Origin of the sequence: Psychrobacter glacincola (assembly GCF_965118485.1) — a bacterium.
Lineage (GTDB): Bacteria > Pseudomonadota > Gammaproteobacteria > Pseudomonadales > Moraxellaceae > Psychrobacter > Psychrobacter glacincola_D.
On sequence record NZ_CBCPJH010000019.1, the window covers coordinates 24,175 to 38,191 of the forward strand.

Sequence of the window (14,017 nt, forward strand, 5' to 3'; positions counted from 1 at the left end):
ATCCAATATTTCAAAGTCAAAACTATATACGCATTGGCATAATGACATACTGATGAAACTCATCATTGAGCTGATTAACCAATACCGACGCATTTGACTGACTCATATGCATTTGCAAGTCGCCTTGGATAACGCCCAGTACATCTTGCAGATAAGCGGCATTAAAGGATAGCTCCATCGGTTCTCCTTGATATTTCGCTTGTATCATCTCAACCGCTTCGTCTTGCTCTGCGTTATTGGCGCGTACTTCTACCATACCATCACTGGCGAAATTAAATACCACTCCGCGAGACTTCTCATTGCTTAAAATCGCTACACGGCGTAGCACATCCATCATTTTTTCTTGATTAAATAGAGCAAGTTTGTCGGTATTGCTTGGCATCACTCGGCGATAATCAGGGAATTTACCATCGATAAGGCGCGCAGTAAAGGTCACCATCAAATCTTGACTGACTTGCCCTGCACTATCTACATCACCAAACGGTAAAGTGACTTGCAAAAACTCACGACCGAAACTCAGCGTGACAGCATTGTCTTTATCACCTAGCATCTTGCCAAGCTCAGTAGCCAAACGCTCGAGCTCAATCACAGCCTTACGCGGCAAGATAGCCTGCATACTTAAGTCCGCACTGACATCAATAACGCTACGTGCTAATGCCAGTCTATGACCATCGGTAGCAACCGTGGTTAGCTGCTGCTGTGATACGTCAAACAACATACCCGTTAGATAATAACGAACGTCTTGGATCGCCATAGCAAACTGAGTTTTATGGATCAAATCAGTCAAACGGCTACGGCTAATCGTCAATGGCGTAATATTTTCCGGATTACCCAAACTTGGATAATCTTCACTAGGTAATGTACCCAAGGTAAAACGACTTTTGCCACTGGTCAGTAGACAACGTTGATTTTCTTGAGTCGCGAGATTAACTTGTGCTTGAGCAGGCAAAGATTTACAGATATCTCTTAATTTAGTCGCAGGTAGTGTCGTCGTACCAGCTTCAACACAAGCACCAGCAGGCAATTTCAACGTCGATGTTAGCTCGACTTCTAAATCAGAAGCAGTCAAAACAAGCTCCGACTCAAATAGCTGTAGCTTGATATTACCCAAGATAACCATATTGTGGCGTTTATCAGCAGCCTTGGCGATCAAGTTAATGGCTTTTAGTAACGACTCTCGATTAATCGATAATTGCATGCTTAGTTACTCTTATTTAATTGATTCTTTTTATAAAAATAAAAAATACTGACCTAATATACCTTGTCTGCTGACGATAATCTATTAGGTGTCTGTATACACCAGTTTTCAACATTATAAACCATATCTAGCTACTAAAACACAGTGGTAGCAGAGCTTCTAACCGGCTTGTAGCATCAGTGCTAGGGTCTTGTAATCCTTGTCAAACGCTGGATCAGCAGCACGTAGCTCATTTACTTTATCACAAGCATGCATCACCGTCGTATGGTCGCGCCCTCCAAAAGATTGTCCGATTTCAGGAAAACTCTCGCTGGTCAACTCTCGTGATAGTGCCATTGCTATTTGTCGTGGTCTAGCAATACTACGCGTACGCTTGCGCCCCAGCATATCTTTAATCGTCACATCATAATATTCAGCAACGACTTTACGAATATTATCCATATTAACGGCTTGTACGCGCATGGCAACGATATCTTTTAACGCATATTGCACCATTTCAAGGGTGATAGGAGCGCCGGTTAAGTTAGCATTGGCAAACACCTGATTTAAAGCACCTTCCAAACGTCTCACATTAGACACGACATTTTGAGCAATAAACAATGCACATTCTTTAGGAAGACTCATGCCATACGAAGCAGCTTTCCTTTGTAAGATTTGTACGCGTGTATCAATTTCAGGCGGATCGACAGCAACCGTTAAACCCCAAGAAAAACGAGATCTAAAACGTTCATCAAATTCAGTCATTTGTGACGGATGACGATCAGAAGCCAAAATCAATTGCTTATCACCACTGGTAAAATCTGCAAATAATGTTAAGAATTCATTACTACTTTTTGTCTTTCCAGCTAGTACATGAATATCATCTACTATTAATAAATCCACTTTTTTTATTTTCTTTTTAAAATCTTCTATTTTATTATTTCTTAACGAATAAACTAATTGATTAATAAATTTTTCAGAGGTGAAATAATAAAAACTTTGATTATTTTTTAAATAGCGATGAGCTACAGAATGCATTAAATGGGTTTTTCCTAAACCAGAAGGTCCGTATATAAATAAGGGATTGTGACGATTCTTTGATTGGCGTTTACCAAGCTCGTAACAAGCCTTGTAAGCCAAATTATTAGACTTACCAGTGACAAAGGTTTCGAAAGTAAAGTCAGGATTAAGATAACTTAAAGACTTTGCATCAGCAGAGTCAACTGCCTGCGCATGACGCATATTGGCATCAATATCTGCTTTGGCAGTATTATGATGAATGGTTTCAAAATCATGATTTGCAGGAGTAGGGGAGAGGTTATCTTCTGAGAATAGTGATCCTGATTGTAGCGAGCTACTGTCATCAATATCACGACCCGCGTTATCAACGCGTACAATAACTTCCTCAATACCTCCTTGACTATGCTTAGCAACCAGCTGCTGGATGTCCGCTAAGTGATTCTTTTTAATATAAGTTACAAAATAATCATTAGGCGCGAGAATGATTAAAGTGTTGTTTTCTTGATGAGCAGATAGTGGTCTTAACCACATAGTAAACACGTTATCTTTGACGTTGTAACGTAAGTCGTTTAGACATTTATCCCAAATATTTGCTGTATCTATCATGAATATCAGTAGCCCTATAATGCAAAGTATGAACGTTTTTATTGTAACAATCGATCAAATGATATCTAAAAAAGGCGTTTAAGCTTAGGTTATAACGATTATGACAAAGCCACCTAATATCCTATATCCCATAGGAAGGTAATCTAACACAAATAACCTGTGGATAAAACCTTGTTTTCTGGGGATAAGACTGTGGATAGTTTTGTGCATAAGTAATAATATTAAGTTATCCATATTTCACCCACAGGTTATGCACAGGTTTACCCATAGTCTATACTTTTGATTATAAAGGTAAATAAAGACTTAACCACAGAAAAATGATGCCCCAATAACAACAATATCTATATATATTAATCAATTAATTATTATAGAATTCGGCACAATCTGTGGATAACTTTAAAAATTGACTCTAATGACACATATTATATCTAGCTAAAGAAAGTAATATTTAAAGTAAAATAACGATCGATTTCACAAATAATATTTTATTTCTCAAATCAATCTTCGAAAACACTAATGTCCTGATAAGCGGTAAAAAAGTAATAGGTAACATCAAGCTGCTACACAACATAGTTAATAGTTTATTGACCAACATCCTGTGCAGTGATATAATCCTCCGTTATTACGAATTTAGTCCATTATTTTGATAGGTGAGTTATGAAACGTACATTCCAACCAAGCGTGATCAAGCGTAAACGTACTCACGGTTTCCGTGCTCGTATGGCAACTAAAAAAGGCCGTCAGGTCTTAGCTCGTCGCCGCGCTAAAGGCCGTCATCGTCTTACTGTATAATCAGTAGATTATGCTAAGAATGGCTTGTTGTGTGTCTATTATCTATAGATTACGATAGTCAATCACTACAAATTATTCCTAGCCATATATTAAAAGCGCCCACATCGGCGCTTTTTTTGTCTTTATATTTTATCATTACTCATCATACTATTAGCTCTAATAACAGGTTGTACTATGTCTAATACCGTTTCAGCGAGCGCTAACGCCCGCTTCACTAAAGAGCAGCGCCTGCTCACACCTGCAGCCTTCCGCGAGGTATTTGATGCAACTGAGCGCAAACTACATCAGAGCCACTTAATGGCATTTGTACGTACGAATACTCATGAGCAGCCACGAGTCGGTATGGCGATTACTAAACGTAAAGTACCTACTGCCGTTTCACGGAATCTAATCAAACGTCAAATACGCGAGCAATTCCGGGTAAAGGCCTCTATTTTAGAAAACAAAGATATTGTTTTTATTGTCAAAAATTCTGTTAAAGGAATAAGTAAAATAGAATTGAAAAATGAAATAAATAATATATTTAAAAAATTAGAAAAAAAATAAAATGAAATTTTTAATAAAAAAATTAAATTACACTTTATATAATTTTTTATTTTATTTTATTTTATTTTATCAAAAAATAATAAGTCCGCTATTACCTGCTCGTTGTAGATACTATCCAACCTGTTCGAACTATGGTAAACAAGCTTTGTCTTGGCATGGTACTTGGCATGGTACTTGGTTATTATTAAAACGTATTGGTCGCTGCCATCCTTTAGGCGGACATGGGATTGATTTTGTGCCATTACCTTTAGCTTCTTATGGCTATCGATATATATCCTTTAACCTTCTAACTAATGAAAAGTTTCAAGGCTTATACGTTTATAGAGATATTACTAGCTATGTTTCTCGTCTAAATCATATGATGAAATCAATATAAAGCTTATTATCGACTGCGACGTTGTGGATATCTATTTAGTTACCCACAAGTTATCCACACTCTTGGTATCATTTTCAGACGTTTTTTAGTAAAATGATGAACATTTTATGTGATTGACTGTAAACAGTAGCGTGGGGTATTAGGCCAAAAGCTATTTGCAGCCATGACACATGCCCTAGTTTTTTATTCCCTAATTTTTTAATCTAGGAAAGGTTTATGCAAAAGATATTTCGGGTGATGATCATCATTGCGATGTTAATCACCGCTTATCTGCTGATTTTGGCATGGCGAGATGATTATGCCGATGCGCCAGCTGTAGACACAGTGCCAGAAACTGCAACTTCGGTAGGAGCGGATATTCCTTCTACTAGCGGCGCAGCAGGTGATATTCCGGTACAGACGCTACCTGTCGATAACGCTACAGTTAATAATGGTGCTGTGACAGCAACACCTGCGGCAGACGCAGGGCTAATCACGGTAACTACTGATCGCTATGACATCAAAATCAATCCAGTAGGCGGCGATATCGTTTATGCTGCGCTCAAGCAGTATAATGCGACCCTTGATAGTGATAAGCCTTTTGTATTACTAGAAAATAACAGTAATCGTATCTATGTTGCTCAGTCTGGTCTGATTGGTAAAGACGGTATCGATACCGCAGAGGGTCGTGCTAAATACAGTCATACCGCTAATAACTATGTGATGGAAAAAGGTCAGCAGACGTTATCAGTACCGCTTACTTATAAAAAAGATGGCGTGACGGTTACTAAGACCTTTACTTTTACACATGATAAATATCCTATTGATATCAGTTATCAGATTCAAAATGCTTCTACAGCAGCGTGGCAAGGTCAGATGTTTGCCCAGCTTAAACGTGATAATAGTAAAGACCCTGGTATGTCTGATAAAGGTGCGCTAAGTATGGCGACCTATTTGGGCGGCGCTTGGGGTACACCTGATGATCCGTATAATAAGTTGAAGTTTGGTAAATTTAATGATGGCGCACTGACAACAACCAGCGATAAAGGTTGGGTTGGTATCGTGCAGCATTATTTCGTATCTGCATGGACGCCTGAAAATTTCACTGGTAAATTCTTTAGCCGTGAAATAGGTGACGATTACTTTATTGGCTTTAATAGTCAGCCTGTCAATGTTGCGCCAAATAAGCAAGTAACTTTAAATGCGACGTTATATGCAGGTCCAAAGGTACAGTCTGAGCTTAAAGATGTGGCAGTAGGTCTCAATCAAACCGTTGATTACGGTCTGTTATGGCCAATTTCAAAGATATTATTTGCTATCTTGGATGGTATTCATAAAATCATCGGTAACTGGGGCTGGTCAATCATTCTCTTAACTATCTTAGTGAAGTTCGCTTTGATGTGGTTCTCAAATAAGAGCTACTACTCAATGGCGAAGATGCGTGCGATTGCACCGCGTCTAGCAGCGTTAAAAGAAGAACATGGCGACGATCGCATGAAAATGTCGCAAGAAATGATGGCGATTTATAAAGAAGAAAAAGTCAACCCAATGGCGGGTTGTCTACCAATCTTGATGCAAATGCCAATTTTCTTAGCGTTATATTGGGTGCTGGTTGAAAGTATTGAGTTACGTCATGCCCCATGGATTCTATGGATTCATGACTTATCAGCGATGGATCCGTGGTTTATTTTGCCACTATTGATGGGTGCATCGATGTTTATCCAGCAGCAGCTTAACCCGCAGCCAGCTGATCCGATGCAAGCGAAAGTCATGAAGTTCTTGCCGATTATCTTTACCGCTTTCATGTTATTTTTCCCAGCAGGTCTTGTGCTCTACTGGACAGTGAATAACTTATTTAGTATGACACATCAATATATCGTCAATAAAAAAGTTGAAGAAGAGCAAAAACTGCGTACGGTTAAAGTACTCGATTAGTTACTTGATGATTTAGAATTCGAAAAACCATCGCTACGGCGGTGGTTTTTTTATGTCCTTAATTCCATATCTGTTCTAAATGACCACTTAAGACTACGCCATATTCGTGTCAGCTAGGCTAGATGATATAGGCAAACGCTTACCATTAGGATGTAGTGCTATTTAAAGATTGCTTTGTCAGTGTGCATTAAGCCGTCTATAATGGAGTTTTTAGTTATTGAGAGTACTTGTGGATTCCCAAGAGTTGGCGTTAGCTGCCCCTGAGTCATCAAAAAAATCTGGTTTGTCGAGTCTACCTACCATTGCGGCGATTGCCACACCGCTTGGACGAGGTGGGGTTGGGGTTATTCGGCTGTCTGGTACCCGTGCGTATAGTATTGCTTGTACGCTGACAGGAAAGTCGAAGTTTAAACCACGCATGGCGAGCTTTTGCCGATTTTACCAAGCCGATGGCACGGTTATTGATGAAGGTCTGGTACTATATTTTAAAGGCCCAAACTCGTTTACCGGTGAAGATGTCATTGAGCTGCAAGGTCATGGTGGCATGATTTTACAAAATCAATTACTGGCGCGTGTGTTTAAGTTGGGAGCAAAACAGGCAAGTGCTGGCGAGTTCTCTTATCGTGCTTTTGATAATGATAAGTTGGATTTAGTACAGGCCGAAGCTATCGCTGATGCTATTGATGCTACTAGTGCTGCTGCTGCTAGTAGTGCTATTCGTTCACTTAGCGGTGAGTTCTCAAAAAAAATAAATCAGCTATTGGAACAATTGATATATTTGCGTCTACATGTTGAAGCAGCCATTGATTTCCCCGATGAAGAAGACGTCGATTTTTTATCAGATGGTGTGATACAAGATAAGCTTGAGCAGACACAAGAAAAAATCCAACAAGTACTGGCGACAGCCAAGCAAGGGCAATTATTACGCGACGGTATTCATGTGGTATTGGCAGGTAGACCAAATGCTGGTAAATCGAGTTTACTTAATCGCTTAGCTGGTCAAGAGCGGGCTATCGTCACGGATGTAGCGGGTACGACGCGTGATACACTACAAGAAACAGTCGTGCTCAATGGTCTGACGCTACATTTGACTGATACTGCAGGTTTACGCGAGACAGAAGATACAGTCGAGCGTATCGGCATTGAGCGCGCGCGTACAGCGATTACTCAGGCTGATATGTTACTGATGGTCTATGATGTCACCCGTGATCTTGAAGAAGAAATTAATCCGTTACAGCTTGCTGAACAGCTATTTGGTGAGCTACCAGCAGCTAAGCGCTTATTAATTATTGCTAATAAAAGCGACCTATTAAACAATAATAATGCTAAAGAAATAAACTCTATTTCACAACAAGAGATTCATGATCGTGGTTATGAGCAGGTGAATGTTTCATGTGAAACAGGCGCAGGTATCAATGATTTAGTCGAAACTTTATGTGCTAAAGTAGGATTCCATCCACCAGAAAATAGCTTAATTGCTCGTACGCGCCATCTAGATGCGTTAAGAAGAACGGCTGAGTATCTTGCAGAAGCTCACGAGCAGCTCACTGTTTTTAAAGCGGGAGAACTGGTTGCTGAAAGCTTACGTCAAGCTCAGCATAGTCTGGGCGAGATTACCGGTGAATTTAGCGCAGATGATTTGCTTGGTAAGATTTTTGGCAGTTTTTGCATTGGTAAGTAATTTTATCTACAGTTAAAAATGAGAATAATATTGTTGTAAAGGTAGGGTTGTTGCCCGTTTACTCTAGCTTCTTATAAAGACAAGGAAAGCCGTATGCATTGCCCTTATTGTAATGCGTCAGAGACAAAGGTAATCGATTCACGTCTTGCCGCTGAAGGCGCGCAGGTACGTCGTCGTCGTTCTTGTAATAGCTGTCAAGAACGCTTTACTACCTTTGAAGTGTTTGAAGTAGTGATGCCGCGTATCATCAAATCCAGTGGCAAGATTGAACCTTATGATAATGATAAGCTGCGTCGCTCTATCTTATTACCACTACAAAAACGTCCAATCACCATCGATGAGCAAGAGGCGATGATTAGCCGTATTGAAAAACGGGTACGGCAAATGGGCGAGCGTGAGGTCAGCAGTAAAGTGCTCGGTGAAATTATCATGAGTGAGCTTAAAACACTAGATGATGTCGCTTATGTGCGCTTTGCCAGTGTTTATCGCGACTTTCAGGATATCGATGCGTTTCATCAAGAAATTGCCAATATCCGTCCCAATGAAAAATAAAGGATGACATTAATCGCTTTTTCAAGATGATGCTTTATGCTAATTCGTAAATCTATTTATAATCATATCTCTTTATTTATTAAGCCTTTTTTATGTTGAATCTAAATTACTCGCAAAATGCCAAAGACAGCTATTTTATGATGCTTGCTATTGAGCAAGCAAAGCTTGGCTTATATAGCACAAGACCCAATCCTGCTGTAGGGTGTGTCATTGTTCAAGCGGAGGAAATCGTCGGTCAAGGGTTTCATCCTAAAGTTGGTCAACCACATGCTGAGGTATTTGCTTTAAAAGATGCCGGTATACGAGCAGTAGGCGCTACTGCCTATGTGACTTTAGAGCCTTGTAGTCATACTGGGCGTACGCCGCCTTGTGCAAAAGCGCTGATAGAGTCTGGCGTTAGTCGGGTTGTTGTCGCTGGGCTAGATCCAAACCCACAGGTTGCAGGTCGCGGGGTGAGGTTACTGGAACAAGCAGGTATTGAGGTAACAGTTGGTATCCTTACCGCGCAGGCCGAAGCATTAAATAAAGGCTTTCTTAAAGCCATGCGTACTCAAATGCCCTACGTACGGCTAAAAATCGCGACTAGCCTTGATGGTCGTACGGCGATGGTAACAGGTGAATCAAAGTGGATTACCGGTTCAGCAGCACGCGAAGACGTGCAAAAGCTACGGGCGCAAAGCGGCGCTATCATTACCGGTAGCGAAACGGTTATCGTCGATAATCCTCAATTAAATGTACGCTCTAGCCAGCTGGGTATCGCGCCCGAACAAGTGCCACACTCTAAAGTGGTGATACTCGATAGACGCGCGCGCTTACAGCACAATCTACAGTCAGATTACCAATTGTGCCGACGTACGGACATATTGTATTGGCGTGATGATAATTTGACGGACTTGTTAAAAGTGTTGGTGAGTGAATATCAGTGTTATGACGTTTTGATAGAAGCAGGTGCTAGTGTTGTTGGTAGCTTCTTGGAGCAGCAATTGGTAGATGAGCTGATTGTATACCAAGCTCCGTGCTTATTAGGCTCACAAGCGAGAGCAATGGTTGATATCAATCCCTTGTCATTAGCTCAGCAGCTGCGTTTTGATATTGAGTGTCATGAGCAGCTTGGTTCGGATCTAAAACTAACCTTATTGCCGATATGATTTCTAACTATTTATCCACAATATTGAATTAAACTATGTTTATTAAAAAATTGGGGATAAATATTAGCTACTAATATTGGTTTCACATGAAACTGTGCATAACTTTGTTTCACAGGAAACTATTTATCTAAAGGTAAGATTGTGTTTATAAAATAATTTATTATAAATCAATAGTTTAAGTGATGTTTACTAGCTGTGCAAATATTAACTGCAAACCACGTTAATTGTGGATAACTTGTTAATAACTAAAGGTTTTAAGTCTATAGAATAGCATTAGTTGTTAGTTATCCACAGTTTATCCTAGAATAAATGTAATAAATCATAGTTATTACTTTTGAAACCCATCTTAACTGTATGTATGTAAGCGTTTTACCAAAGCAGTCGTATTACTAAGATATCTGAATTACAAACACCATCTACAATGACAATAAAACAATGAGAAGAGGTCAATATGTTCACTGGAATTATAGAAAGTGTGGGAAAGGTTAAATCGATGCATCCTACAGGTGGCGATATTCGTTTAACTATAGAGTCTGATGGTTTAGATTTTAGCGATGTCAAGCTTGGCGACTCGATAGCTTCTAATGGTATCTGTCTAACAGTGGTAGATTTTGGCAGTAACCATTATTCTGTCGATGTTTCACGTGAAACTATAGCCCGAACCGCATTAGAGGATTTGAAGCCGGGGCATATTGTGAACTTAGAAAAGGCAATGCTGCCGACCACGCGCTTTGGTGGACATATTGTTGCAGGGCATGTCGATGGGGTAGGAGTGGTTAGCAAGTTGCAAAAGGATGCACGTTCTATTTATATCGAAATTGAAATACCGGTAGAACTTGCTCATTATACAGCGACTAAAGGCTCTATCACTTTAGACGGCATCAGTCTCACAACCAATTTAGTACGTGATAATATTGTCTCGTTAAACATCATTCCACATACCGCGCAGGTTACCAATATCGCGCAGCATTGGCTGGTGGGAGACAAGGTGAATGTAGAAGTAGATATCGTGGCTAGGTATTTAGAGCGCTTATTAAATAAATCGCAGGGAAATACAGCAAATAGCAGTCCGCAAAGTCATATTACCGAAGCTTTTTTAGCAGACAATGGCTTTATGAAATAGACGCCATTTATGATTAAATACAAGAGGTGACGAGTATTATTGATTAGGTTTTAATAAACGATGCCAACATTTCTTGTAGCTTGTTTTTATTAATAGGTTTGGCTAAAAACTCATCCATCCCGACCTCCAAGCAGGCAGTACGGTCTTCCTCAGTATTATTTGCTGTCAGGGCGACAATAGGAATATCATCGCCTTGCGCTCGAATCGCTTGCGTTGCTTGCAAGCCGTCCATCACTGGCATCCGGCAATCCATTAAAATAAGGGCAATCTCTTGACGCTGAGTTTGCAATATATCTAGCGCTTGCTGCCCATTCTCTGCCACTATAGTACGATAACCCAATTTAGCGAGTATTTTGCAGGCGATTTTTTGATTGGTTGGGCTGTCCTCTACGACCAAAATCAATGGTGAAATAGCCTCGTTAGTTTTATCTGTAATTTCTATTAAATCGCTATTAGTACTAATTTCCGTACTTTGTTTAAATGTCTTTCTAGTAGGTAGCGTCAATCTTAGTAACTCAGATAGCAATAAATTGGCATCTAATGGTTTGGTCAAAAAACCATCGCATTTATCTAGCAGTATCGAAGCAATACGGCGCTCAGACTGCATGCTGAGTAATATTTTTGGTAGCGACACATTAGACAATAAATGATTTAACGCCTGTTGCTTATCGCCAGCTTCTTCATTAATAATTCCGTTATTAATAGATGCACTATCTGTGACAGTTATTTGTTGTTTTGGAATAGTCATATTATTGCTGTCTTGATTGACTACATCTAATGGCTTAGATAAAACAAGCGTCAGACTTTCATAATAGTCATAATCAAGCAGTAAGATAGGCGCGAGATTCTGCTTATTTTTTACCAAACCATCAGTCAACTGCACCAAGTCCACATTGTCAGCAGAAGTAATCACCGTCACCGCTATGGATAAATGATTGCATAATTGTTTGAGATGTTCCGCAGCAAGTGGCTGGTTGATAATAGTAATCAGGTGAATCTGGGTTAAATGAGGGTTCAGATGGTAAACAGGTTGATAGTTTGGCTGCCGGCAAGGTAAATAGAGACTAAACGTACTACCTTTACCCATGCTACTTTTTATTTGAATAAAACCGCCTAACAAGCGCGCAAAGCTATTGACGTCATTTAACCCTAGTCCTTTGTACATAGCATTTTTTTGATGATATTGATTGTTTTTAATTTTGTTTGCACTGTTATTCTGACTCAGATAAGTGACTAACTGGTGCTGTTTCGCTATATCAATTCCTATCCCGCTATCTTCTATACTGAACCGAATCCAATCGTGTACAGTAGAATCAGAGTTGGCGTTGTCTTTACTTAGACCGTTGTTTTGATTAATCGTATCGATATTCATCAAACTTGTATTTTTAATTAATGCTACATCTGCATGACTCACGGTATCAATAGTCAATGCCACATAACCAGAATTGGTAAATTTGATGGCATTATCTAATAAGTTACGTAAGGTTTCTTGTAGGCGTTTATGGTCGGTATCGATGAGGCGTGGACAGTCAGGAGCAAAGAAATACAGTAGCTCAAGCCCATGCTGTCTTGCGTCCTTTTTGAATAAATGACTGATTTGTTGACCCATCTTGTAGATGTCGACAGCTTCAATACTAAGACGGGTTTTTCGAACTTCTATCTCCCCTATATCAAGCATCTCGTTGAGCATAATAAGCATAGCCTGACTGGTTTGAACCAAAGTGTTGACCGTCTGTTTTTGCTTGTCAGTTAAAACGCTGATATCAATTGGCTCCAAGGTATCAATCATCGCTTCTAATGGCAGACGTAAGTCATGGCCCATAGATGATTTTAGGATACTAAATTCATCGAGACGTCGTTGCATTTCTATATTTTGTTGCTGTAATTGTGCGTTTTTGCTCACCAACTCATTAATATTATTTAATAGTACCGTAAAACCATGAACTTGACCGTGCTCGCCAAACCATGGCGTGATGTGCAGCTGATACGCTTTTTTATTAGTAAGCCTACAGACCAGAAGCGTGCGTGTGACACGAAGCGTTGCCAGTTTTTGCAGGAGTAATTGTGTCGATGGGTCTTCGGAAAAAATAAAATCGGTCAATTGATAGCTGCTGTCATCGTGAAACGCTGTCGAAAATACTTGCTCAAAACGTTTATTAAAAAAGCTGATTTGACCATGTCGCATAATCATTAACATCGGTAGCGGAGCATGGTCAACTAGGCGTTCTAAGCGATGCTGAAGGGTGGTAATACGGCGATGATTGTTATGCAGCTGATAACTGACTCGACTGAGGGCGTTCCCCAATTGGAGAAAATCCGGTGTAGATTCTTTGGTGACAAACGGTGGCGGTATATAAGCATCCTTTGCATGACTACTTAAGTTATCAGTATAACGTAGCAGCTGCTCCCAATTGGCACGGCGCTTTAGTACATATAACAATGCTAAGGTGAAAAACATGATGGCTGTCATTAAAGGCAGCCAATAGCGATAGGATACCCAATCGATATCGAGTGGTTTATGACGCAAAACGGTATACAGTTTATGACCACTTTTAAGCTCGATAGTGCCAACCAACTTACGCTCAGATAGGGTATAGGTGCTATGAGAGTTTTTATAAGATAGAAGTGACGTCTCAATCGTTGGAAACATAATCCCTGCAAATCCATGCTCATTAGGCTGAGTATGCTGGTAAATATACGTTTCACCAGAGGGCATTGCAAAAATTAACTGATAGCTGACTCCTTGCATAAAAGGCTTTTCCATAATATCTTTAAGGACAGGATTTATGGGATTGTTATATTCAGACATTTCATGCTGTAAGGTATGGAAAACTTCTACACTGTGCTGCTTGTTATAATTTCTCATCTCATGAAACAGGATGAAGTAATACAATGACAACATCGCAACGAGTGTCAACGTATAAAAAACCAGTAAGCGTTGTAGAGACTGAAATTGTTGCATAAACGCATGACCCTAAGTCGGCACAATGGTACACAGTGATTTATTGTTATTATAAAGATAAATAAACGCATTAGTAGCGCTTGATTGTCGCCATTACAATCATGGCACAACGCCACAAAC

The 14,017-nt window shown here is 39.8% G+C and carries 11 protein-coding genes; 8 read left to right on the plus strand and 3 right to left on the minus strand.

What is annotated here, in order from left to right:
* Positions 1–22: 22 nt before the first annotated feature.
* Together dnaN and dnaA are read right to left on the minus strand one after the other, a co-directional pair.
* On the minus strand, positions 23–1,198 hold the full coding sequence (gene dnaN, locus ACMHKH_RS08600) for a DNA polymerase III subunit beta (protein WP_413520228.1): 1,176 nt from the start codon (positions 1,196–1,198) through the stop codon (positions 23–25).
* 159 nt (positions 1,199–1,357) lie between these two features.
* Positions 1,358–2,803 (minus strand): chromosomal replication initiator protein DnaA, encoded by a 1,446-nt coding sequence (gene dnaA, locus ACMHKH_RS08605; RefSeq protein WP_413520229.1) that lies wholly within the window; start codon positions 2,801–2,803, stop codon positions 1,358–1,360.
* A gap of 657 nt (positions 2,804–3,460) precedes the next feature.
* Here dnaA and rpmH point away from each other — a divergent pair.
* From rpmH to ACMHKH_RS08645, 8 genes are all read left to right on the plus strand, one after another.
* Positions 3,461–3,595 (plus strand): 50S ribosomal protein L34, encoded by a 135-nt coding sequence (rpmH, locus tag ACMHKH_RS08610; protein ID WP_007394757.1) that lies wholly within the window; start codon positions 3,461–3,463, stop codon positions 3,593–3,595.
* Between the two features lie 174 nt (positions 3,596–3,769).
* Entirely contained in the window at positions 3,770–4,141 is a 372-nt protein-coding gene (rnpA, locus tag ACMHKH_RS08615; protein ID WP_413520230.1) for a ribonuclease P protein component, read from the plus strand.
* Position 4,142: 1 nt separating this feature from the next.
* The gene (gene yidD / locus ACMHKH_RS08620; protein ID WP_413520231.1) at positions 4,143–4,517 is read left to right on the plus strand and encodes a membrane protein insertion efficiency factor YidD; all 375 of its coding nucleotides are present in this window, start codon (positions 4,143–4,145) and stop codon (positions 4,515–4,517) included.
* Positions 4,518–4,733: 216 nt separating this feature from the next.
* Positions 4,734–6,431 carry a membrane protein insertase YidC gene (yidC, locus tag ACMHKH_RS08625; protein WP_413520232.1) on the plus strand — a complete coding sequence of 566 codons (1,698 nt, stop codon included), beginning with the start codon at positions 4,734–4,736 and terminating at the stop codon, positions 6,429–6,431.
* A gap of 244 nt (positions 6,432–6,675) precedes the next feature.
* The gene (gene mnmE, locus ACMHKH_RS08630) at positions 6,676–8,112 is read left to right on the plus strand and encodes a tRNA uridine-5-carboxymethylaminomethyl(34) synthesis GTPase MnmE (protein WP_413520259.1); all 1,437 of its coding nucleotides are present in this window, start codon (positions 6,676–6,678) and stop codon (positions 8,110–8,112) included.
* 93 nt (positions 8,113–8,205) lie between these two features.
* Complete coding sequence (gene nrdR, locus ACMHKH_RS08635; protein WP_413520233.1) at positions 8,206–8,664, plus strand: transcriptional regulator NrdR; 459 nt, start codon at positions 8,206–8,208, stop codon at positions 8,662–8,664.
* A 92-nt stretch (positions 8,665–8,756) separates the two neighbouring features.
* Entirely contained in the window at positions 8,757–9,812 is a 1,056-nt protein-coding gene (gene ribD / locus ACMHKH_RS08640; RefSeq protein WP_413520234.1) for a bifunctional diaminohydroxyphosphoribosylaminopyrimidine deaminase/5-amino-6-(5-phosphoribosylamino)uracil reductase RibD, read from the plus strand.
* A gap of 451 nt (positions 9,813–10,263) precedes the next feature.
* Positions 10,264–10,935, plus strand: a complete 672-nt coding sequence (locus ACMHKH_RS08645; protein WP_413520235.1) for a riboflavin synthase — start codon at positions 10,264–10,266, stop codon at positions 10,933–10,935.
* A 43-nt stretch (positions 10,936–10,978) separates the two neighbouring features.
* Here the strand turns inward: ACMHKH_RS08645 and ACMHKH_RS08650 are convergent, their stop codons facing one another.
* Positions 10,979–13,897, minus strand: coding sequence for a response regulator (locus ACMHKH_RS08650; RefSeq protein ID WP_413520236.1), 2,919 nt, complete (start codon positions 13,895–13,897; stop codon positions 10,979–10,981).
* Positions 13,898–14,017: the final 120 nt, after the last annotated feature.